Consider the following 22,128-nt stretch of genomic DNA (forward strand, 5'->3'; position numbering starts at 1 on the left):
AGTTCGCGGGAGCCGCCCTTCCGTCGAAGGCGGCGACGTTCCTGTCGAACGTCCTTGTGTATAGGAAGTCGGTGGGCCCGACTTCCTATGCAGGGCCGGATGCTTTATGCGCTGGCCTCACAGACCGTCATGGCGGCGGCCAGCGCGTGTTTCTGAGTGATCCATTCCGTGTTGCCGGCTTCGACCGAGCACCGTAGGGCTTCGATCATCTCTTCGTCGGCTGCAGCCGGTCTGGCCAGGTGCGCCCGCATGTAGTGCCTGAAGATTGCCGGCAACTGCTCGGGCCGGGTTGCGGCCTTGGCCTGGAGGGAGAAGAGGGGGAGGAACCAGACTTCGAAGCTCTCCTTGATCGCCGGGGTGGCTCGGTATGCGTCGTGGAGCGGTTGAAGACCTGCCGTGTGGCTATAGGGCAGGTGTCCGTGGAGGGCATACCGGAGGCGGATGCCGTCGTGTCCGCGGAAGTGCAGGCCGTGGGCGGCGATGTGGTTGGCGGCGTTCTGGGTGATGGTCATGACGGCTACCTCCGCCCGGTGCCTGCGGGCTGCGGCGAGGACGGTGGCATGGATGCCGACGCGCGGGTCGAGCACGAGGCGGTCGAGACCGAATGGCGACAGGTCGATGCCGTGGTCGCGGGTGCGGGAGAGGATCAGGCGCCCGGGGACCTTGCCGACGGTGCCCTGAAGGTGTCTGGGCTGCTGCCGGTGACTGGCGTGGATGTCCGAGCGGTCGAGGACGGGGCGGTCCTTGGCGAGTTCGGCGACAAGGTGAAGGCCTGTGCGGGCCCGGGTGTCGGTGCTGCCACAGGCGTTGCAGGGGTGGCCACCGGCACCGGTCATGTGGCCACAGGCCCGGCAGGTGGGAACGGCCTCACGGCTGATGGTCAGGGTGCCGGCGCGGAGGTTGTTTTCGATCATCTCCAGCGAAAGGCCGGCGACCTCGGCATCGGTGTCGGTCATGATGCCGCCCGCCGGGGGCCGGCCGGACGGGTATTTGCCCGCGATGAGGTCGGCCTCGAAGCGCTGGCGGAGGATCTTCGGCCCCTCCGCCTCCCGGTGACGGAGGTCTCCGGCGAGGGTGGCGGTGTTCCACAGGTGGGGTGCGGGCGGTAAGCCGAGGATGGCGTTGAGGGCAGCGGCGAGGCGGATGCCGACGGCTTTGCCGGGGTGGGTGCCGAAGGTGAAGGTCCCGTTCTGGACAGGGCCGTTGAGGAACAGGTGTCGCACGGGCTCCTCCTAGACCGGCGGGGTGGAGGTTCCCGTGCGGGTGAACCGGCCGTCTCGCAGTTCGTAGTGGAGGATCGCGGCGTTGGGCATCTTGCCCTTCCGCTCCTCAGCGAGGATCTCGGGCAGGGGGCAGGCTTCGAGCAGGGATCGGAGTGCCACCGCGGCGGTGTGGTGGGTGAAGGCAACGACGGTGGTCGATTCCTGGAGTTCGGCCTGGGCGAGGGTGGCGAACTCGGTGGCTCGATTGAGCACGCCTTCGGCGAGCGACTCACCGCCGGCCGGTGCGGTCCAGCGGTGCTTGCGCAGGCGGCGGTCCTCGGCGAGTTCGGGGTAGCTGTCGAACAGCTCTCGTTTGGTCATGTAGGTGGCGTCGCCATAGTGCTGCTCGTCGAGGAGCGTGGTCTGCCGGGGCCATCCGTCGGGGAGGTCGGGCAGGGCGATCGCGGCGGTGTCGATCGTCCTGCGGTAGGTCGAGGTGTAGACGTGCGGCGTGGGGCCGGAGAGCTTCGGCAGGACACCGGCGAGCCACTGGGCCTGCCGGAAACCGTGCGGGGTCAGGCCGACGATCGTGCGGGAGATGGTGTGGGCGACGGCTCCGGTGTAGGGGCGCGGGTCCTGGTAGAAACCGTGGTACTTGTCGGCGTTCTCGACGGACTCGGCGTGCCGGATGACGAGCAGGGCCATCGCGCGACGCCTACGCGGCGAGGTTGGCGACGTAGGAGCCGCTGACGGTCCAGGGGGTGAGCTCGATGCCGAAGCTGCTGCGTTCACCGTCCTGGGTGTGGACGAGCTTGCCGGACAGGTGCACGGTGTCTCCGGATCGGAACGCTCCGGTGTAGGCGCCGAGGTAGGAGCGCATGTGGGTGATCCGGCGGGCGAAGGAGTCGGGCTCGTCGATGGTCGAGCTGAGGATGGTCCTGACCTTGATCCCGTAGAGCGCCGGGGTGGTGAGGCCTTCGGCGTGGTCGGTGATTCTCGCGAGGAGGGAGATCTCTCCGATCTCCTTGGAGGAGATACGGGAGAAGGGCCTGTCGCGGTCGGAGCGGATGGGTTCGCAGTTGATGTGCGCGCCGGTGTTGACGGTGAGCCCTTGGAGCTTGCGGCGTTCCTGCTTGATGAGGGCCTCGAAGGAGCTGCCCTCCATGTACTTGGCCCGGCGGATGTACAGCCGGGTCAGGTCGTCCCCGTCGTAGGGCTTGATCAGAGCGGTCTGCTGGAACAGCTCCTGGGCGGCCTTGTAGCCTTCCGGCCCGTAGCAGACGAGGTCGATGTCCGAGCGCTCGTTGAAACAGCCGACGAGAAAGGACCCGGTGACACCCAGGAGATCCCGGGCGCCGTTCGCGGTGATCCACTCGGTGATCGTCAGGAGGTCCTCGCCTGCCGGGTTGTCGGCGACCGCGCCGGGTTCCTCATGGATGGCGGAGAGGGCCTGGCGGCACGAGTAGTGGACGGCTACGTCTTCGCGCGGAATGCCAGTGATGACGCAGCCGAGGGTGTCGGAGTAGACGTAGCACTCCGGTCGGTCGGCCAGGATGCCGAAGGACTTCGACACGACACTGTTCTGCCGGTAGGTCCGGCCGAACACCCTCCGGTCCCCCTTCTCGTCCGGGTGGTACTTGACGTAGCCCAGGTAGTGGCTGCCGGGGTGGCTGTCCCCGATGACCTTGAAGACGACGCCGTGGTGATCCATCAGGTAGTCACGGTCGCGGACGGTGGGGACCGGCCTACCGGTGTTCAGCGGCGAACTGCTCCAGAGCGGGGAAGGCTCCGGTGTCGATCGTGGCGGACGACTCATACTGCTCAAGTCCCATCGAGAAGAGGGCGCGGCGGTACTGCCACTTGATGTGCTTGTCGTGCCGTGCGGGGTGAACGGGCCGCATGAGGGCGAGGAAGAAGAAGCACTTGACGAGCAGGAAGTCGCCCAGGTGATCGCTGACCCGCCGGCCGATCAGGGGCGTACTGGTCCGGTCGAGTGCGACGGCGTACGTGGCGCGTTGCTCCGAGGTGATGGTGTAGCCCTTGCCTCCGCCTTTGAAGGCCACGATGTCGAGCGCCGGGTACACGTCGTAGCCGAACGGGATCGGTCCGTGGTGCTGCCAGTCGATGACCCCGGCCGTGAGGATGTTGGGTAGACCGTAGTCCAAGTGCCCGTGCACCATGGGGAGTCGGGACAGGCGGTCGAGGGCGCGCTCGACCGTCTGGTGGACCCGCGGTGTGTCGAAGTCCGGGTTCTCCTTGAAGACGTCCGCCGCGAAGGCCGCCTTCTCGAACCACGGTGTCGAGGGCAGAGGGTGCCTCGCCTGGGCCTGTAGGAGCTTCGAGGAGATGGCGGCTGCGGCGCTGATCACGTGGTCGCTGACCTGTCCGGCCCGCTGAGTGTCGGCCAGGGCGTCCTCGTGCAGCGAGCTGTTGCCGATGGTGCGTTCGATGGCGAAGTAACTTCCGCCTTCGAATCCGCTGTCGACAATCGCCGGTACGGGGTATCCCAGTCCGGCGGCCAGCTGCTGGAACTCGACTTCCGCCCGCAAGTCCTCTCCGCCGGTCCGTTTGTAGAGCGAGCCGTCGGCCGATCTCCAGACCGCACCCCGGGTGGCGGTCCGGTCCTTCACGAACTCCCAGGTGTTCATCGGCCCGTCCTTCTGCCGTACCGAGTCGCCGTAGCGCAGGCGTCCAGACTAGGAGAGTTCGAGCAGGCCGGACAACGGTATTCCCGTCAACGAATAAAGATCACTCGCGGTACATCATCGACCATTCGCCGAGCCGCCTCCTGGCCTCGTCGCCGAAGAGGGCGGATTCTTCGAATATCGAGAAAATTTCACGATAGCGCTGGATGTCCCGGTGATCGCGAAATGCGAGACGGCCGGTGAACGATTCCACAGTGGCGAGGCGGTCGTCGTACACCGTGAACGTGTTCATTGGCCCGCGAGTGATAAGTGTCCCATATGGAATCACGCCGATTCGAACCGCCGGCAGATGGGTGAGCGATGCAAGGCGGTCGATCTGGATGGCCATGGCCTGAGGAGGAAGCAGTGCCCACTTCACCGCCTGCTCCGTGAGCAGGAACGTGAATGACTTTGATTCGTCGTAGAGAGCCGCCTGGCGCGCCAGCTTGCGGCCCACGACGATCGTCCTGTCACCGGGGGAGTGGCTCAAGCTGGCCCGGATGTACTCGGGCGTGGCCAGGAGGCCTGTGATCATTGCCGGCAGGAAATATCGCAGCTCTGTCGCGTCCGACTCCAGCGACGCCAGCTCCGCCTGCCGCTTTTCGATGCCCCGGCGCCATGAGGTGCGCTTGTCCTGCCACTCGGTGTTGGCCGTACGAGCCAGCGAGGATACTTCCCGGACGAGAGCGGCCGGAGCCCCAAGAGCTCTGAGGATGCGCTCCACATCGACGAGGCCCGGGGTCAGTTTTCCGGTCTCGATTTTGCTGATCTTGCTCTGGGAGATGCCACAACGCACCGAAAGCCGGTCTCCTGTGAGACCGGCTTCCAGGCGGAGCCTTCTGAGCGTTTCAGCCAGATCGGACTTCGACCGGCCGAGCTGATCCGGATCGAGCGTCACCCGAGATCTTTCAGATATTCGGAAAACGGCACGGAGTGGGCCAGGGCGATTCTTTTCCACTCCTGGTGCCGGTGCATGTCACCGCTGACTAACTCCCGGTTGATCTGGGTGCCGTCAGGCCGGAAATTCAGGTGGACTGCCGAGGAATCATCGAACAGCCACCAATCCTGGTCGGGAATGCCGAAGTTCCGTTCAGTGGCGTCCAGGATTCGGATGTCTTCTCCGGCGGCGATGTTGCCGGGGATGCCCCAGACGAACTGGTACCGCTGGTAGTCCGTGAGGGGCCGGCGAACCACTCGGACGCGGCCGATCGTCCGCCCCGAGGAGACGAAGCCGTGCACCCTCCGGTGCCACGCCGCGTTGTGATCGACCGGCTTCGGCTCGCCGCGCAGGAAGCGGGCGAGGCTCTCTGCTTCCCTGGGCATGGTGTAGGCGGGCTGCGCCTCGAACCGGAACGCTTCGTGCTGGTAGCTGTCGAAGTGAGCGCGCCACTGGTCACCATCCAAGAGCACGGATGGCCTCCTCCAGGACGTGTCGGGGAATCTCGACGGCGGACTCCCCGGTGGGCACCTTCAGGGCCGTGAAGTGGTCGCCCTGGACCACGAACGTCCCCCGATCGGTCGCGTACACGTTCGGGCAGTCGTCATCGTCGCAGTTCGGGCCGTTGAACTTGCCGGTAAGACGCAGAAGTTGTGGGTACTCAGCCATGCTGACCCCTTCCAGGTCGAGTGCCTCCCAACCCATCAACGACGCTAGGGTCGGCTCCGATGCCTGTCCACGCCGTACCGGGCATATTCCTGATCTGGAATAAGAATCTTTCCGGGGGTCTCCCGCTCTGACGTTCCGAGGAACTGTCGGCCGGCGGCTCCTTGCGAGGGGCGCCGCTGGCCCGCCTGGAGTCCGTGATCATAAGCGGCCCGGCCGAGCTCTGGATCGTCCCGAGGCCCACCGCAGTGTGACGGTGGTACCTGGGGGAAGGGCGGGGGCCGCGCGGTCGGGGGCGCCCCCCCCCTTCGGCGCTGTGTGGGTCAGGCGGTGAAGTGGTCGAACTCGCCGGCCTTGGCGCCGAGGAGCCAGGCGTTGAGCTTGGCGCGGGTGGTGGTGACGATGTGGGCGGGGTCGTCGGACTCGCGGATGTAGACGAGGTCGCCGGCGGATGCAATTTCGACGCAGTTGGTCTCGTAACTGAAACTGGACTTCTGCCAGATGAGCCGTTCCATGCCTACCTTCCCTGTACTGCGTAACGAATGTGCTGGAGCAAACCCCATGAGTCGCGATAGGCGGGGGAGGGTCCGGGCACAGAGGCGGTCAGGGGTGGGAGCGCCGCGCCTCTGAGGCGTTCGAACTTCCGCCGGTATGACGATACTGCTTCAGGATCGCCCAGGAACGGGACGCCGTGCGGCTGCTCCATCAAGACGGTGTCCAGCTTCGGGTGCTGACCGTGCAGCAGCATGAACGGGATGTCGGTCGAGGCGAAGACTGTGCGGCCGAACGGCAGGATCTGGATGGTCACATGGGGTAGCTTGCCGACATCGATCAGGTAGTTCAGCTGGTCGCGCATGACGGTTGGACCGCCGTACATCGCGTGTAGCGCGGCCTCGTGGATCACGGCATGGAAGGGTGTTCCGTTCTCGACGCTCAGGATTTCCTGGCGGGTCCTCCATCGGGGATGCCGAACTCGCGCTCGTGGAGCTGGTGGTGAACGCCTGGCGGCACGGGTTGACCGCCGCGCCCGTCGTCCTGGTCGCCGTCGTCCACGGGACGCTTCGCGTCACCGTCGCGGACCGCAGCCCCGTGCTGCCCGAGCAGCGGAAGCCCGACCCGCTCGCCCAGTCCGGGCGGGGGTTGATGCTGGTGGAGGGGCTCATGCACCGCTGGGGTGCGGAGCCGCAGAAGCTCGGCAAGCGCGTTTGGTTCGAGCTGGACGGCGCCGCGTGATCGCCCACCACCCGATCCACCCCGCCGACCCGGCCCTGCGGCAGCTCACCGGTCGGCAGCTCGCCGAACTGATCGTCGATCTCCGCACGGAGGGCCGCGAGTTCGGTCTCCTCTGGCCGTCCGCTCGGCCCGGCGAGACCAATCTGAACGGCAGCGCCCTGGTCTCCATCGGCAACATCCCGGCCAGCACCTTGATCAACCTGCTGGCTCTGCTGCGCGAGTTCAAGCGCCGGCGGGGCCGGGCGTGACGGGCATGCTGATCCTGCTGGCCGCCGCCGTCGGCGGTGTCTGTCAGGCCCGGTCCGAGCGGCTTCGGGATCGACGGGATCGGACATAGGTGCCATGCATGGCACGCGGGCCCGCCTTCCCCAGGCGGGCCCGCGCCATTTCGGGTGCCACGGCGGCTCCTGCTGACTCGCGAGGCCGCCAGTCCGTGGAGGTCAGGCGATGAAGTGGTCGAACTCGCCGGCCTTGGCGCCGAGGAGCCACGCGTTGAGCTTGGTGCGGGTGGTGGTGACGATGTGGCCGGGATTGTCGGACTCGCGGAGGTAGACGAAGTCGCCCTCGGAGGCGATCTCGATGCAGTCCGCCTGGTCACCGCTGAAGCTCGGCTTCTGCCAGTTGAGGTGGTCCATGGCTACCTTCCCTGTACTCCGTGTCGGGCGCGCTGGAGCAGGCCCCGGGAGCCACGATAAGCGGGCGCACAGCCGTGTCGTTTCGGTCATGTCAATTCGTGCGACTCGTTGTGCTATTCCCTTGGGTCCTCACTCGTTCCTACACTGAGACCCCGCCGCACGGGGGCTGCGGGAACCAGGTTGCCGACGGGCCCGGGGGAGGCGCGTGTGAACGACCGTGGCTGGGACGAGGATGATGCCCGGCCGTACTTCTTCCTCTCCTACGCGCACACCCCGAAGGCCGGCACGCGCGGCGCCGGTGATCCGAACCACTGGGTCCGCCAGCTGTACCGGGACCTGTGCGAGGCGGTGCTGCAGCTGACCACGGTCCCGGCCGGGGTGCCGGTCGGTTTCATGGACGAGTCCATGCACCAGGGGGAGTTGTGGGCGGAGCGGCTGTCGGAGGAGCTGGCGACGTGCCGGGTGTTCGTGCCGCTGTACTCGCCCCGGTACTTCAACAGCGTCCCGTGCGGGCAGGAGTGGCACGCCTTCACCCGCCGCCCGGTGTACCCGGCGACGATCGACGCGGAGCGCACCAGTGGCATCGTGCCGGTGCTGTGGGCGCCGATGAGCCGCTACCGGCTGCCCAAGGTCGCCAGTGAACTCCAGTTCAACCACGCCAGTTTCGGGCCGGACTACGCCACCGAGGGCCTGTACGCGCTGATGAAGCTCACCTACTTCCGCTCCGCGTACGAGCTGGCCGTGCACCGGCTGGCGGCGCGGATCGTGCAGGTGGCGGAGGAGACGGTGATCCCGGTCGGGCGGCGGCTGGACTTCAACGGGCTGCCCAGCGCCTTCAACGTGAGCGCGCCGACCAAGCAGCTGCGGATCTCCGTACTCTCCTACCACCAGGGCGAGTTGCCGCCCGACCGCAATCCCGACTTCTACGGCACCCGGCGCACCGACTGGCACCCCTATCGCCCGGCCGGCTCGCCGATCGCCCAGCACGCGGTGCGGCTGGCCCGGCAGTTGGGGTTCCAGCCGACCGTGCACGAGTTCGACGACGAGGTCGAGTCGATCATCGAGGGGGAGGCGGCCGCCCCCGGCCTGCTCCTGCTCGACCGGTGGGCGCTGCGCGATCCGGACCGCCGGGAGCTCGTCCGCCGCTTCGACCGTTCGGACGCCACCTGGGTGAGCGTCCTGGAGCCGTGGAACACCGAGGACCCCGAGTGCGAGGAACGCGGCGGCGACCTCGGCGAGTTGAGCGACCAGGCGTTGCGCATCACCCGGCGGGCGAGCCGCCCCAGCTTCCTCGGCGTAAGCGGCCCGACCGGGCTGAACACCCTGGAGGACTTCGACGACGCGCTGCCCCGGGCCGCCATGAAGGCCAAGTACGCCTTCGAGGGCCGCACCAGGGCCGAGCCGGAGGATCCGCCACCGCCCCGCCCGAACCTGCGGGACGCGTTCCGGCGCGGCCCGGGCGCGGCCCCGTTCGGCCGGGACGCCCCCCTCGGGCAGGACGGCTCCGGACCCGACGACCACCCAGACCGTGACGACGGCGATGACCCCGATGACGGGATGGCGCCCTTGGGAGGACGACCCAGATGAGCGAGAACCCCACCAGGAACTTCCGCGTCGGGGGCCTCACCGTGGCCGAACTGGCCGCCCAGCGGGAGGCCGAGCGACGGTCCGTGGAGCAGGACCGCAACGGCCGGATCATCACCTTCTACTCCTACAAGGGCGGCACCGGGCGCACCATGGCGCTCGCCAACACCGCCTGGATCCTGGCCGCCAACGGCTACCGGGTGCTCACCGTGGACTGGGACCTGGAGGCGCCGGGCCTGGCCAAGTTCTTCCACCCCTTCCTCGACCCGGCCTCGCTGGCCGGCACGACCGGGATGATGGACCTGATCGCCGAGTACCGCGAGGAGGCCCTGCGCCCGGTCGAGCACGCCGAGGGCTGGCACCTGGACTTCGCCAGGGTGCACCCGCACGCGCTGTCGCTGTCCTGGCCGCTGTTCCCGACCGGGGGCAGCCTGGACTTCCTGTCCGCCGGCCAGTTCAACCGGGACTACTCCGAGGCCGTCACCCACCTGGACTGGGACATCTTCTACGACCGCTTCGACGGCGGGCAGTTCTTCGACGCCCTCAAGGCCGACATGAGCAAGCGGTACGACTACGTGCTCATCGATTCGCGCACCGGCCTGTCCGACATCGCCGAGATCTGCACCGTCCAGATGCCCGACGACCTGGTGGTCTGCTTCACCCTGAGCGACCAGTCCATCGACGGCGCCTCCCGGATCGCCCAGCACATCCACGACCGCTACCGCGAGCGCGGCATCCGCATCCTGCCCGTCCCGATGCGCATCGACGAGGGCGAGAAGGAGAAGGCCGACGCCGGCCGCTCCCTCGCCCGGGTCCGCTTCGACGGGCTGCCGGCAGGCCTCAACGGCGAGGAACTCGCCTCCTACTGGGGCTCGGTGGAGATCCCGTACCGGCCGTTCTACGCCTACGAGGAGATCCTCGCCACCTTCGGCGACCAGACCGGCACCCCCACCTCGATGCTCGCCGCCTGCGAACGCCTCACCGCGATGATCACCCAGCGCAAGGTCACCTCCCTGCCGGTCATGGACGAGGAACTGCGGCTGCGCTACGTGGACGCGTTCACCCGCCGCCGCCCGTCCGTCCCCGCCGACCTCTACCTCTCCTACGTCCCCGAGGACCGGATGTGGGCGGACTGGATCGAGTCCGTGCTCACCCGGGCCGGCTTCCGGGTGCTGCCCCGCGACCTCAGCGCCGGCACCGACCCGCGCGAGGAGACCGAACGCGGCATCGACGCCGCCTACCGGACCGTCGCCGTGCTCTCGCCCGCCTACCAGCGCTCCCCGCAGGCCCGGGCGCTGTGGGAGTCCGTGGTCAACTCCGACCCCGCCGGCACCCGGCGCCAGCTCGTCCCCGTCCGTGTCGGCGACGTCAGGCTCACCGCGCCCTTCAGCAACCGCAACCCCGTCGACCTCGTCGGCCGCGACGAGACGCAGTCCGTCCAGACCCTGCTGCGCGCCCTCGGCCGCGGCGACGTCGCCCTGACCGAGCCCAACGGCAGCGGACCGCGCTTCCCCGGCAGTAAGCCGACCGTGTGGGACGTCCCGCCGCGCAACCCCTCCTTCACCGGCCGCGCCGCCGTCCTGGAGCAGCTGCGCAACCAGCTGCGCGGCGGCATGGCGGCCGTCCTGCCCACCCCCCAGACGCTGTACGGGCTCGGCGGCGTCGGCAAGACCCAGGTCGCGCTGGAGTACGCACACCGGTTCATGTCCGACTACGACCTGGTCTGGTGGATCGACGCCGAACAGACCGAACTCGTCGCCCCCGCCCTCGCCGACCTCGCCCGCCGGCTCGGCCTGCGCGTCGGCGACTCCGTCACCGAAGCCGCCGAGGCCGCCCGGGAGGCGCTGCGCCGCGGCGTGCCCACCTCGCGCTGGCTGCTGATCTTCGACAACGCCGACGAACCGGCCGAGATCCGCCGCTTCTTCCCCGGCGGCTCCGGCCACATCCTGGTCACCTCCCGCAACCAGGCCTGGACCGGGCACGCCGAGGCGCTGGAGGTGGACGTCTTCACCCGCGGAGAGAGCGTCGAACACCTGTGCCGGCGCGCCCGCGGCCTCTCCCGCCCGGACGCCGACCGGGTCGCCGAGGCGGTCGGCGACCTGCCGCTCGCCGTCGAGGTCGCGGCCGCCTGGCTGGACACCACCGGCACCCCGGTGGAGACCTACGTCGCCCAACTGCACGCCGAGGCGGCCCGCGCGCTGGCCGTCGCCCGCCCCGCCGACTACCCGACCCCGGTCGGCGCGACCTGGAACGTGTCCATCGGCCGGCTGCGCCAGCAATCCCCGGCCGCCGTCCGGCTGTTGCAGCTCTGCGCGTTCTTCGCGCCCGAGCCGATCTCGATGAACCTCTTCTACAGCGACCAGATGATCCGGGCGCTGGTGAAGTACGACGCCGACCTCAGCGACAAGTTCATGCTGGGCAAGGTGATCCAGGCGATCGGCCGGTACGCGCTGGCCAAGGTCGACGCCGGCAGCAACAGCTTCCAGGTGCACCGGCTCGTCCAGGCGGTGATCCGGGCCGAGATGACCGACGACGAGCAGGAGATCGCCGTCCACGAGGTGCATCGCATCCTCACCGGCGCCCGGCCCGTCCTCGGCGACACCGACGACCCCGCCAACTGGCCCGCCTTCGACGAGATCTGGCCGCACCTGTCGCCCTCCAAGGCGCACAACTGCGACGAGGCGGACACCCGCCAACTGCTCATCGACCGCGTCCGCTACCTCTGGAAGCGCGGCGAACTCGACCGCGCCCGCGACCTCGGCCACGCCCTCGACACCGAGTGGACCAACAAGCTCGGCGAGAACGACCGGCAGACCCTGCTGCTGCGCTTCCAACTCGCCAACGTGCTGCGCTCCCAGGGCAACTACGCCGAAGCCCTGGCCCTGGACGAGGACACCCTGGAACGCCAGCGGGCCCTGCTCGGCGAGCACCACCCGTACACCCTGATGACGGCCGGCTCCCTCGGCGCCGACCGCCGGGCACTCGGCCGGTTCCAGGCCGCCCTCGACCTCGACCGCGAAATCCTCGACCAGTTCCGCGAGTTGTTCGGCGACGACAACCCGCGCACGCTCTCCATGGCCAACAACCTGGCCATCGACTACCGGCTCGTCGGCAACAGCGAGGCCGCCCGCGAACTCGACCAGGAAACCCTCGACCGGCGCACCGCCGTCCTCGGCCCCCGGCACCCCTACACCCTCTCCACCAAGTCCAACCTCGCCCGCGACCTGCGCGAACTCGGCGACTACCGCGGCTCGGTGGACCTGCTCCAGGAAGTCACCTCCGACCTCGGCGACGTCCTCGACCCCGACCTGCCGGAGAACCTGCGCAACGCCAAGTCCCTGGCCGTCTCGCTGCGCCGCATCGGCGCGCTCGCCGAAGCCCGCCGGATCACCAAGGAGACCTACGAGCGCTACCTGGAGCGCTACGGCGCCGACGCCCCCGACGCGCTCGCCTGCGCGCTCAACCTGGCCGCCGACCACAGCGCCTCCGGCGACAAGGAGGCCGCCCGCGACCTCTGCTCCACCGTCTTCGAAGGCCACCGCCGCCTCTTCGGCGACGAACACCCCTTCACCCTGGCCTGCGCCAACAACCTCGGCATCTACCTGCGCGGCAGCGGCGACATCCAGGGCGCCATCGAACGCGGCCGGCTCACCGTCGAAGGGCTGACCGACTCCGTCGGGCCGGACCACCCGTACACCCTCAACGCGGTGATCAACCTGGCCAACGCCTACGGCGACGACGGCCAGATCGGCCTCGCCGAGGAACTCGGCCGGGCCGCCTACCATGGCCTGTGCGAGCGCTACACGCCCCGGCACCCGGACGCCGTCGCCTGCGAGGCCAACCTGTCGATCACCCTGCGCTCGGCCGGCCGGCACACCCAGGCCGCCGAACTGCGGGCCCGCGCGATCGGCGAGCTGATCCGCCAGTTCGGCGAGGAGCACCCCAACACGGTCGCGGCGCGCGGCTGGAAGCGGATCAACCGGGACCTGGAGCCGCAGCCGGTGTAAGCGGTGGTGTGAGCGGTGGTGCAGGCGCCGGTGAGAGCACGGCCTCCGGCCGGGGGCGGCGGGTACGCTGCGGGACCATGAGCAAGCAGACCCCGCCCCCGGTCCTGGTCACCCGGCGCCTCGCGCCCGGCGTGATCGAACGGCTCACCGCGCGCCACGCCGTCACCTGCCACGACTCCGACCAGGCGATGCCCCGGGCCGACCTGCTGGCCGCCGTCCGCGGCCGCCGCGCCGTGCTCACCACCCTGGACGACCGGGTCGACGGCGAGTTCCTGGACGCGGCCGGCCCGTCCCTGGAGATCGTCGCCAACCACGCCGTCGGGCACCACAACATCGACCTGGCCGCCTGCGCCGACCGCGGCGTGCTGGTCTCCAACACCCCCGGCGTGCTCACCACCGCCACCGCCGACATGGCCTGGGCGCTGCTGCTGGCCGCCACCCGCCGCCTCGGCGAGGGCGAGCGCCTGCTGCGCTCCGGCAGCCCCTGGACCTGGGCGCCGAACTTCCTGCTCGGCATGGAGCTGGCCGGCACCCCGCTGGGCGTGCTCGGCATGGGCCGGATCGGGCAGGCGGTGGCCCGCCGGGCCCGCGCCTTCGACATGCCGGTCAGCTACCACAACCGCCGCGAGCTGCCGCCCGAGCAGGCCGACGGCGCCACCTGGCGGCCGCTGGAGGACCTGCTCGCCCACTCCACGGTGCTGGTCGTCACCGCCCCGCTCAGCGCCGCCACCCGGCACCTGCTGGACGCCCGCCGCCTCGACCTGCTGCCGCGCGGGGCGGTGGTGGTCAGCATGACCGCCGGAGTGGTGGACGAGGAGGCGCTGGCCGCCGCGCTGGAGTCCGGCGCGCTGTTCGCCGCCGCCGTGGACAACTTCGAGCACGAGCCGGCCGTCCCGCCCGCGCTGCTCGCCCAGGAACGCGCCGTCCTGGCCCCGCACCTGGGCAGTGCCACCGTCGCCACCCGGCAGGCGATGGGCGGCCTGGCGGTGGACAACGTCCGGGCCGTGCTGGGCGGGGGAGCGCCGGTCACCCCGGTGACAGCCTGAGGCCTCATGACAGCCTGAGGCCTCAGCCCGCCGCCCAGGCCAGGGCGGTGGTCAGCACCCGGAACGCGCCGAAGTGCGCGGCGCCGGGCTCCAGGAAGAGCTCGGCGCCGGGGATGTGGTCGCCCAGCCAGCGGGAGTGCTCGACCGGGGAGAACTGGTCGTCGGTGCCGTGCCACAGCCAGCTCGGCACCGCGATGTCCTCGACCTTGAACCCCCAGTCGGCGGTGAACGCCAGCACGTCGTCGATCCAGCCGTCCGCGCCGTGCCGGAACGCCTCCCGGTAGTTGCTCTGCAGCATCCGCCGCAGCCCGTTGTCGGCCACCACCTCCCGGTCGGCGGGCGACAGTTCGGGCCGCAGCCCGTTCAGCAGCCGGACCGGGTCGTCCTTGATCTGCCGGGAGCGGAACTCCATCGCGTCGGCGATCCGGCCGTGCCCGCGCTCCGCCTCCTGGTAGGCGTGCACGTTCGACGGGGTCATCCCGGCGTACCAGTCCAGGCCGGCCGCGTTGCGCGGCGCCAGGCCGACCAGCACCGCCACCCGGCTGACCCGCTGCGGCAGCAGCGCCGCGCAGGCCAGCGCGTGCGGGCCGCCGCCGGAGCGGCCGAGCACCGCGAAGCCGTCCAGCTTGAGGTCGTCCGCGATGGCCCGCACGTCGGCCGCCGCCGCGCTCACCCGGCGGCCGAACTGCCGGGTCGAGTCGCCGTAGCCCGGCCGGTCGTAGGAGATCAGCCGCACCCCCAGCCGGTACAGCACGGTGCTGCGCGGGTGCGGGCCCACCCGGCTGCCGGGCATGCCGTGCAGCAGGAACACCGGGCGGCCGCGCGGGTCGCCCAGGGATTCGACGGCGAGGGCGCGACCGTCCGGGGCCTTGACCATCCGTAACGACACCTGCGGCCTCCTCAGTGGTCCCGGTCGGTGGTGGTGCGGATCTCCCGGCGGGCCTGCCAGGTGGTGTGCTCGCGGGAGACCGCGTCCTCGGCGTCCCGGGCCAGCCGGGCCCAGAGCTCCTCGGCATCCGCCGACTCCACGTCCAGCCGGGCCAGTTGGCACCGGATGAGCTCCAGCTCGTCGGCGGCCAGCCCGTACGCGGCGGCCAGCGGGCGGTACTGGCGCAGCTGCGCCCACGCGGTGATCGAGGCGGCCACTGCCGAGACGGTGCCCAGCGCGTCGTAGGTGAACGCGCCGAGCGCCCGCAGCACCGCGAGCACCAGCCCGAGCGCCGGGAGCACCACGCCCAGCACCCCCGCCAGGGCCCCGGCCCGGGCGCAGTACCGGGACTTGGCGCGGTACCAGTCGTGCTGCACCTGGATCCGCTCCCGCAGGTACACCTCGCGCCGCACCGCGAGCGGCTGCTCGCGCAGGTCGCGCATCGCCGCCGTGATCCCGGCGAGCTCCGCCCCGGCGCCCGGTGCGACCACCCGGCCGTCCCGGAAGGCGCCCAGCACCCCGCCGAGCTGGACGCGGTACAGGCCCTCCGCGTCCGGCAGGGTGTGCGGCGGCGGCTGGTAGGCGTCCGCCCGGACGGCGAACTTCCAGGCCAGCGTCTTGACCGACTCGGCGGCGGCCCGGCCCTCGTACCAGAGCCCCTGCGGGTTCTGCCGGCTGATCACCACCGCGAGGACGATCGCGCCGAGGTAGGCGGCGGCCGCCGGCCAGGCCCACGGCTCGCCGTCGGCCGAGCCGGTCGCGGCGGCGACCACCAGCAGGAGCAGCTCCCAGGCGGAGAGCAGCACCGAACGCCGCTGGCCGCGCAGCGAGGCCGCGTCGGCGGCCCAGAAGAACCCGGGCAGCAGCTCCCGCTCGCGCATCCACCCCGTCCGTCCCGCCCCAGACGCCATGTTCGGCCCCCACCCGTCGCTCCGGTCGCACCGCTCTCCTGCCCCGGGCGGCTTCCCGGTACGCCTGGCCCACCCCCGGGCCGCCCGCAATGGCCGGGATGCCCCGGTGGATTGTCCGGCCCGGGTACGTTCGGTGGGCGGGCGGACACCCTGCGTGGCCCGGTGTGCCCGTGGGCGCGACCGGTGGGCGTCAGTAGGTGTAGAGGATCCGGTCGGCGTTGTCGGCCATCTGCTTGGCGTTCCACTCGGTGCCACCGGGGACGTTGCCGGAGCGGAACAGCGGCGGGGCCGCGGTGGTGCCGTCGGCCGCCGCGTCGGCCAGCCGGCCGACCGCCGAGGCGACCACGGCCTGCATGAGCGCACTGGTCACGATGGTGGAGACCGGGCCGAAGGTGGTCTCGGCGGCCGGGTGGGTCAGCTCGCCGTCCCCGACCGCGATCTTGCTGTCCAGCACCACGTCGCAGTTGTCCTTCAGGTACGTGCCGGACGGGTGCGCCGGGGGCACCTCGCCCGGGTACGCCAGCGACGTCACGCCGATCACCTTCAGACCGCGGTCCCGGGCGTACCGGGCCAGCTCGACCGGCATCACCTGGCGGCCGGACAGCGAGATCACGAACAGCAGGTCGCCGGAGGCGGCCGGGGTCAGGTCCAGGGTGGTGGTGGCCAGGCCGGACACCCGCTCCAGCGCGCTGGACAGCGGCGCGGGCATCACCGTCACCCCCGCCATCCCGGGGACGTTCAGCAGGTTCATCGGGACCAGCCCGCCGGCCCGGTAGACCACGTCCTGGGCCGGCAGCGCGGAGTGCCCGGCACCGAAGGTGAACACCCGGCGGCCCTCGGCGATCGCCTCGGCGAGCAGCGCCGCGGCGGCCTCGATGGCGTCGGCCTCCTCCTCCCGGACCCGCTGGAGATGGGCGATCGCGGCGTCGAAGTACCGGCCGACCAGGTCGTTCATCTGTTGCCTTCGCTCTCTGCCGGTGGGGGCGCCGGCCGGGTGGGGCGGGCCGGGAGGGTCCGGGCCGCCAGTGGAGAAAGCTACGGCGAGCACCGTGGCGCCCCGGCGGCACCGCTGTCAACAGGAACGAAAACCGGGACCCGGGGCCCTTGCGCGGGCCCGGTTGTCGGTGCAGTACGTCAGAATTGGCGGTGAGGACACCGAGGAACGGAGCCAGCGGCGATGTCTGGGCTGATCGACACCACTGAGATGTACCTTCGCACCATCCTGGAGCTGGAGGAGGAAGGCATCGTCCCGATGCGCGCCCGGATCGCCGAGCGACTGGAGCAGAGCGGCCCGACGGTCAGCCAGACGGTCGGCCGGATGGAGCGCGACGGGTTGTTGCAGGTCGCGGGGGACCGCCACCTCGAACTGACCGATGACGGGCGCCGGCTCGCCGTACGCGTCATGCGCAAGCACCGCATCGCCGAGTGCCTGCTCGTCGACGTGATCGGCCTGGAGTGGGAGCAGGTCCACGAGGAGGCCTGCCGCTGGGAGCACGTGATGAGCGAGACGGTCGAGCGCAAGGTGCTCGCCATGCTCGGCCACCCGACCCAGTCCCCGTACGGCAACCCGATCCCGGGCCTGGACGAGCTGGGCGACGCCAAGGCCGAGGGCGAGGGCTTCGACGCCGCGCTCGTCCCGCTGGACACCGTCAAGCCGGGCGACGGCGGTGCCAGCGTGGTGGTCCGCCGGATCGGCGAGCCGATCCAGACCGACGGCGAGCTGATGCGCACGCTGCGCCGGGCCGGGATCCGGCCGGGCTCCACCGTGCGGGTCAGCGCCGGCGTCGCCGGCGTGCTGGTCGGCACCGGGGAGAACGCGGCGGAGCTGGGCAAGGACATCGCCCAGCACGTCTTCGTCGCCCAGGCCTGAGGAACGCGCCCCCGGGCCCGGAACGCTTCCGGGCCCGGGGAGCGCGCCTCCCGGAACGACGAGAAGGGCCCGCTGCTCCCCGTGCAGGGGGCCCTTTCGCCTCCCCGTTCCCTCCCAGTCCCCTCCGTCCCTCCCGTCCCCTCCGTTCCCTCCCGGCCCCTCCACCGCCTCGCCCGGCTTCCCCGTCCGAGCGCTCCCTCCGGCGTCCCCTCGCACCGCAATTCCTCCCCTCGGCCGATCATGGCAATCCTTGAGCGTTGTCACTCGTCCGGGGGGCTTTCGTCCATGATCAGCGGGTACACGGAGGCCTTATCCGCACATGCGTGTGACGGGCCCCGTCTCCGGTGGGAGACAAGGCCCGTCAGCCGTGCGCGGGGTGTCGCGCGCTGCGCGCCCTCACCCGATAGGCGGAGGGCGGCCGTTCACGGGGTGGTGAACCGGGGTGGTGAACCAGGGCGGTGAACCGGGGTGGTGAATCGTTGCTACGCCCGTTCAGCGCACCGCTGCCGCCGGCTGGGCGGGCTGGGGGTGGGCGGCCGCGGGCGCCTCGCGCCCGCAGGCGTAGGCGAGCGGGCTGATCAGCTCGGCGGCGTCGGGCAGCCAGCGGTTGAGCGCCGAGGGGGAGCGGGCCCACTGGGCGTAGCCGGTGCCACCGATCCGGGACGGCGGGGCGACCGTCCAGTCCCCTTCGCCGCGGGCCACCAGGTCCAGCCGGCCGGGCGGCCAGCCGAGCTTGCGGAGCATCTCCGGCAGCTTGGCCGCGACCCCGGGCAGCACCAGGAAGTGCAGCCGCCGGCCGATCCGGCCGGGCGAGGCGGGCAGCACCGCGACCGGGCCCAGCTGGAGGTCCATCCGCTCCATCCGCGCCAGCGCCAGGCATCCGGCCGTCTCCGGGACGTCCAGGACGTCGAAGGACCGGCCGGTGGGCAGCAGGATCGAGGCCTGCGGCCGCTCGGTCCACCAGCGCCGTACCGCCCCCGGCCCGGCGCTCGCCTTGCGGGCCCAGTCCGCGTCGAGCGGGTGGGCCCCCGGCAGCAGGCAGCGCCGGTCGCCGCAGGAGCAGCGGGCGGGCCCGTCGCCGTCGATCAGCCAGGCGCCGGGAGCGACCTCCCAGTGGCGGTTCTCGGCGTAGCCGACGGCTTCGATGAGCAGCGGGGGCAGTGCGGCGTTCTTGCCCTGGTCGGGGGAGTCGGGGATGTCTTCCACGCGAAGCTCAACTACCGTGTGTGAGGCTGGTTACGGCCCGGCGCAAGCCGGTTGGGCGCATACCGGCAATGTCACTCGAACCGGTTACTCGACCGAGTTGAGGCGGGCGGGGGCAGGCGCAGTGGGGGCGCACAGGAGCATTTCCCAGGGCGCGTGGGGGGTGCGGATCGTCACCGTGGGTATCCCGCTGGCGTTGCTGATCGCTAACCTGGTGTCAGATTCCTTGGACGGTCGGACAGTCGGCAACAGATCAGCAGAATCGTCGCCCGCCGGCCGGGACCGGAGGGTGTGGGGAGGCGAAACCCAATGGCCGCAAGACCACTCGTCGCACGACAGCCCAACGAGCGTCTGCAGCAACTGATCCAGGAGGCCAGCTGCTCCAACGCCGGCCTGGCCCGGAGGGTCAACCTCTGCGGCGCCGAGCACGGTCTGGACCTGCGGTACGACAAGACCTCCGTCGCCCGCTGGCTGCGCGGGCAGCAGCCGCGCGGGCAGGCGCCGGCGGTGATCGCCGAGGCTCTCGGCCGCAAGCTCGGCCGCAGCGTGTCGGTCGAGGAGATCGGCATGGCCGACGGCAAGAACCTCAGCTCCGGCATCGGGCTCCAGTTCGCGCCGACCCTGAACGCCGCCCTGGAGCAGGTCTGCGAGCTCTGGCGCAGCGACGTCGGCCGGCGGGACTTCCTGACCGGGGCCACGGTCGCGGCCTCCGCGCTGGTGGAACCCAGCCGGGACTGGCTGATCACCCCGCCCGACCCGGTGGTGGCCCGCACCGGCGGCCCCCGGGTCGGCCCGACCGACGTGGCCGCGATCAAGGCCACCACCGCGATGCTGGTCGACCTGGACCACCGCTTCGGCAGCGGTCACGTGCGCCCGGTGGTCGTGCACTACCTCAACTCGGTGGTCTCCAGCCTGCTCGGCGGGGCGTACCGGGACGAGACCGGGCGCCAACTCTTCGCCGCGGTGGCCCGGTTGACCGAACTGGCCGGATACATGGCGGTGGACACCGGCCAGCCCGGCCTGGCCCAGCGCTACTACATCCAGGCGCTCCGGCTCGCCCAGGCGGCCGACGACCGCGGCTACGGCGGCTACGTGCTGGCGGCGTCGATGAGCCACCTGGCGGCGACGCTCGGCAACCCGCGGGAGATCGCCCAGCTCGCCCGCGCCGCGCAGGAGGGCGCCCGGACGGTCGCCACCCCGACGGCGATGGCGATGTTCTACGCCGCCGAGGCCCGCGGCCACGCCCTGCTGGGGGACGCCCGCTCCTGCGAGGCGGTGTCGGCCAAGGCGCTGGAGATGATGGAGAAGCGCCGCCCGGAGGACGACCCGGACTGGATCGCCCACTTCGACGACGCCTATCTGTCGGACGAACTGGCCCACTGTCACCGGGACTTGGAGCAGGCCGGCCAGGCCGAGCACTACGCCCGCCGGGCGCTCGACCTGCACCCGCCGACCCGGGTCCGCCGCCGCGCGGTGGACCTCGTCCTGCTCGCCACCGCCCAATTGCAGCAGCGGGACCTCGAACGCGCCTGTGAGACGGGCGCGCAGGCGGTCCGGCTGCTGAGCGGGCTGCGGTCCAACCGGGGCGTGGAGTACCTGGACGAGTTCCGGCGCCGGCTGGAGCCGTACCGGGAGCAGCGGGTGGTCCGCGAGTTCCACGCCAGGGCGGATGCGGAGGCCGCCTAGTGTCGCGCCCGGGGCACCAGGGCGGGTCCAAGGCCCCGGGCCCCGGCGGGGCGGGGTGAGGGGAGCGTGAGGGATGTCCCGCCCGCGTGGCCACCCGGTTCGGCGAACCGGTAGCGTGGGCGCGACGTCCAAGGAACTGTGATGCCCCCAAGAACCGACGAGATGTGGTCCGCCGTCAGCGCGCGGTCGTGCACAGGTGAGGAATCGCGTTGAGCCAGCGCCGCTCGTACCCCAACTCGGGTGACTTCAACCTGGACGACCTGTTCCGCCCCGAGCCCGGCCAGACCCAGGGCGGCGTGCCGGGCCAGCCGCAGGGTCATCCCCAGGGCCACCCGCAGGGGCAGACAGGCGTGCCGCCGGTGGGGCAGCCGTCCGGGCAGCCGGAGTACCTCGGCGAGGGCGGGCACGCGCGGCCGACCCAGGCCATGCCGGCCCAGCCCGCCCCGTGGGCCGGTGCTCCGCAGCCCGGTTACGGCGTCCCGCAGCACGAGCCGGCGCCGGAGACGCAGCACCTCCCGCCCTACCCGGGCGCGGACCCGCACGCGGGCGGCTACCCCACGGGCCAGTCCCAGGCCGGCTACCCGCAGCAGCCCGGCCCGGGCGGCTACCAGGGCTACGCGCAGGCCGGGCAGCCGCAGCCGGCGCCGGCCTACCCCGGTCAGGACTACGGGCAGAACTACGGCCAGGGCTACGCCCAGGACCACGGGCAGGGGCAGGGCTACGGACAGGACCACGGGCAGGGCTTCGACGCCACCCAGGCGGGCGCGCAGGCCCCGTCCGCCCGTGGCGGCCGCCCGTCCAACAAACTGATCATCGGCGGGGTGGTGGCCGGTTTCGCGGCGGCCGGCATCCTGGTCGCCGTCCTGGTGAACGGGGACGAAACCACCCCCGCCGCCGACGCCAAGAAGACCCTGCCGGTGGCCGCCACCGGCAGCGCCACCCCCGGCACGGCGAGCGCGAGCAGCTCGGGCACCACCGTCGACCCGGCGGTCAAGGCCCAGGCACAGCCGCTGTCGGACCTGCTCGGCACCGCGAGCGACAGCCGCTCGGCGGTGGTCGGCGCGGTCGCCTCGGTGCAGAAGTGCGACAAGCTGCCCGAGTCGCAGCAGGCGCTCACCGGCGCGGCCGGCAAGCGGCGCGAACTCCAGACCAAGCTCGGCCAGCTGAAGGCGGACAAGCTGCCCGGCGGCCAGCAGCTGGTCGAGCAGCTCAACGCGGCGTGGACCGCCTCCGCGCAGGCCGACGACGAGTACGCGGCCTGGGCCGGGGACTCGCAGGGCGCCTGCGACCCCAAGAAGCTGGACAACCAGCACTACAAGAACGCCGTCCAGGCCAGCGGCGCGGCGACCACCGCGAAGAAGCAGGCCTCGACCCTGTGGAACGCGATCGCCACCCAGACCGGCCTGCCCAGCCGCAGCGACGGCGACCTGTAGGACGGACGAACGGACGGACGGGGGAACGGGCCCGCCGGCCCGCCCCTTCGTCGTCCGTCCTTCGTCATTGGTCCTTCGTCGTCCGTTCTGCGTCGTCCGGGCG

General features: G+C 71.2%; 21 protein-coding genes and 1 pseudogene. 8 read left to right on the forward strand and 14 right to left on the reverse strand.

Annotated elements, in window-relative coordinates; translation table 11 throughout:
* Positions 1-104: 104 nt before the first annotated feature.
* The 9 genes and pseudogenes from ACFV6I_RS00910 to ACFV6I_RS00950 all read right to left on the reverse strand — a co-directional run.
* Complete coding sequence (locus ACFV6I_RS00910; protein WP_380423175.1) at positions 105-1,223, reverse strand: hypothetical protein; 1,119 nt, start codon at positions 1,221-1,223, stop codon at positions 105-107.
* A 9-nt stretch (positions 1,224-1,232) separates the two neighbouring features.
* Entirely contained in the window at positions 1,233-1,907 is a 675-nt protein-coding gene (locus ACFV6I_RS00915) for a histidine phosphatase family protein (RefSeq protein WP_380423176.1), read from the reverse strand.
* A 10-nt stretch (positions 1,908-1,917) separates the two neighbouring features.
* Positions 1,918-2,913 (reverse strand): nucleotidyltransferase domain-containing protein, encoded by a 996-nt coding sequence (locus ACFV6I_RS00920; protein WP_380423177.1) that lies wholly within the window; start codon positions 2,911-2,913, stop codon positions 1,918-1,920.
* Between the two features lie 34 nt (positions 2,914-2,947).
* A complete protein-coding gene (locus ACFV6I_RS00925) occupies positions 2,948-3,850 on the reverse strand; it encodes a phosphotransferase (RefSeq protein ID WP_380423178.1) in 903 nt (300 codons plus the stop codon).
* A 100-nt stretch (positions 3,851-3,950) separates the two neighbouring features.
* Complete coding sequence (locus tag ACFV6I_RS00930; protein ID WP_380423179.1) at positions 3,951-4,784, reverse strand: helix-turn-helix domain-containing protein; 834 nt, start codon at positions 4,782-4,784, stop codon at positions 3,951-3,953.
* The gene (locus ACFV6I_RS00935) at positions 4,781-5,296 is read right to left on the reverse strand and encodes a DUF6879 family protein (RefSeq protein WP_380423180.1); all 516 of its coding nucleotides are present in this window, start codon (positions 5,294-5,296) and stop codon (positions 4,781-4,783) included. The genes ACFV6I_RS00930 and ACFV6I_RS00935 overlap by 4 nt, the downstream gene beginning before the upstream one ends.
* The gene (locus ACFV6I_RS00940; protein ID WP_363584986.1) at positions 5,280-5,492 is read right to left on the reverse strand and encodes a hypothetical protein; all 213 of its coding nucleotides are present in this window, start codon (positions 5,490-5,492) and stop codon (positions 5,280-5,282) included. Before ACFV6I_RS00940 ends, ACFV6I_RS00935 begins: the two co-directional genes overlap by 17 nt.
* 320 nt (positions 5,493-5,812) lie before the next feature.
* On the reverse strand, positions 5,813-6,004 hold the full coding sequence (locus ACFV6I_RS00945; protein ID WP_380345159.1) for a DUF397 domain-containing protein: 192 nt from the start codon (positions 6,002-6,004) through the stop codon (positions 5,813-5,815).
* A 2-nt stretch (positions 6,005-6,006) separates the two neighbouring features.
* A pseudogene (locus ACFV6I_RS00950) lies at positions 6,007-6,441 on the reverse strand (DUF5753 domain-containing protein); the annotation flags it as partial.
* Here ACFV6I_RS00950 and ACFV6I_RS00955 point away from each other — a divergent pair.
* Positions 6,405-6,722 (forward strand): ATP-binding protein, encoded by a 318-nt coding sequence (locus ACFV6I_RS00955; protein WP_380423181.1) that lies wholly within the window; start codon positions 6,405-6,407, stop codon positions 6,720-6,722. The pseudogene ACFV6I_RS00950 and the gene ACFV6I_RS00955 sit on opposite strands and share 37 nt — an antisense overlap.
* Positions 6,719-6,970, forward strand: a complete 252-nt coding sequence (locus ACFV6I_RS00960) for a hypothetical protein (protein ID WP_380423182.1) — start codon at positions 6,719-6,721, stop codon at positions 6,968-6,970. The genes ACFV6I_RS00955 and ACFV6I_RS00960 overlap by 4 nt, the downstream gene beginning before the upstream one ends.
* Before the next feature lie 192 nt (positions 6,971-7,162).
* On the opposite strand, the gene ACFV6I_RS00965 is transcribed toward ACFV6I_RS00960, so the two are convergent.
* Positions 7,163-7,357, reverse strand: coding sequence for a DUF397 domain-containing protein (locus tag ACFV6I_RS00965; RefSeq protein WP_063348179.1), 195 nt, complete (start codon positions 7,355-7,357; stop codon positions 7,163-7,165).
* A gap of 207 nt (positions 7,358-7,564) precedes the next feature.
* On the opposite strand from ACFV6I_RS00965, the gene ACFV6I_RS00970 reads away from it, so the two are divergent.
* The 3 genes from ACFV6I_RS00970 (at position 7,565) to ACFV6I_RS00980 (ending at position 13,994) form a co-directional block, all read left to right on the forward strand.
* Positions 7,565-8,944: a TIR-like protein FxsC gene (locus ACFV6I_RS00970; RefSeq protein ID WP_380423183.1), complete on the forward strand. Its 1,380-nt coding sequence runs from the start codon at positions 7,565-7,567 to the stop codon at positions 8,942-8,944.
* Between the two features lie 83 nt (positions 8,945-9,027).
* Positions 9,028-12,948, forward strand: coding sequence for an FxSxx-COOH system tetratricopeptide repeat protein (gene fxsT, locus ACFV6I_RS00975; RefSeq protein WP_380423206.1), 3,921 nt, complete (start codon positions 9,028-9,030; stop codon positions 12,946-12,948).
* A gap of 77 nt (positions 12,949-13,025) precedes the next feature.
* Positions 13,026-13,994, forward strand: coding sequence for a 2-hydroxyacid dehydrogenase (locus ACFV6I_RS00980; RefSeq protein WP_380423184.1), 969 nt, complete (start codon positions 13,026-13,028; stop codon positions 13,992-13,994).
* Between the two features lie 22 nt (positions 13,995-14,016).
* Here the strand turns inward: ACFV6I_RS00980 and ACFV6I_RS00985 are convergent, their stop codons facing one another.
* The 3 genes from ACFV6I_RS00985 to ACFV6I_RS00995 all read right to left on the reverse strand — a co-directional run bounded on the left by ACFV6I_RS00985 (position 14,017) and on the right by ACFV6I_RS00995 (position 16,788).
* Positions 14,017-14,871: an alpha/beta fold hydrolase gene (locus ACFV6I_RS00985; RefSeq protein WP_063348176.1), complete on the reverse strand. Its 855-nt coding sequence runs from the start codon at positions 14,869-14,871 to the stop codon at positions 14,017-14,019.
* A 23-nt stretch (positions 14,872-14,894) separates the two neighbouring features.
* On the reverse strand, positions 14,895-15,803 hold the full coding sequence (locus ACFV6I_RS00990) for a DUF4231 domain-containing protein (RefSeq protein WP_380345149.1): 909 nt from the start codon (positions 15,801-15,803) through the stop codon (positions 14,895-14,897).
* A gap of 220 nt (positions 15,804-16,023) precedes the next feature.
* Positions 16,024-16,788 (reverse strand): sugar isomerase domain-containing protein, encoded by a 765-nt coding sequence (locus tag ACFV6I_RS00995; protein WP_063348174.1) that lies wholly within the window; start codon positions 16,786-16,788, stop codon positions 16,024-16,026.
* Between the two features lie 222 nt (positions 16,789-17,010).
* Here ACFV6I_RS00995 and ACFV6I_RS01000 point away from each other — a divergent pair, with 222 nt between their 5' ends.
* Positions 17,011-17,703 (forward strand): metal-dependent transcriptional regulator, encoded by a 693-nt coding sequence (locus tag ACFV6I_RS01000; protein ID WP_063348173.1) that lies wholly within the window; start codon positions 17,011-17,013, stop codon positions 17,701-17,703.
* A gap of 492 nt (positions 17,704-18,195) precedes the next feature.
* Here ACFV6I_RS01000 and ACFV6I_RS01005 read toward each other — a convergent pair whose 3' ends face one another.
* Complete coding sequence (locus tag ACFV6I_RS01005; RefSeq protein WP_244293629.1) at positions 18,196-18,900, reverse strand: bifunctional DNA primase/polymerase; 705 nt, start codon at positions 18,898-18,900, stop codon at positions 18,196-18,198.
* Positions 18,901-19,215: 315 nt separating this feature from the next.
* Between ACFV6I_RS01005 and ACFV6I_RS01010 the strand changes: the two genes are divergently transcribed.
* Together ACFV6I_RS01010 and ACFV6I_RS01015 are read left to right on the forward strand one after the other, a co-directional pair.
* On the forward strand, positions 19,216-20,592 hold the full coding sequence (locus ACFV6I_RS01010; protein ID WP_063348171.1) for a hypothetical protein: 1,377 nt from the start codon (positions 19,216-19,218) through the stop codon (positions 20,590-20,592).
* A 209-nt stretch (positions 20,593-20,801) separates the two neighbouring features.
* A complete protein-coding gene (locus ACFV6I_RS01015) occupies positions 20,802-22,025 on the forward strand; it encodes a hypothetical protein (protein ID WP_380423185.1) in 1,224 nt (407 codons plus the stop codon).
* Positions 22,026-22,128 lie beyond the last annotated feature (103 nt).

Source organism: Kitasatospora sp. NPDC059803, from assembly GCF_042732255.1.
Lineage (GTDB): Bacteria > Actinomycetota > Actinomycetes > Streptomycetales > Streptomycetaceae > Kitasatospora.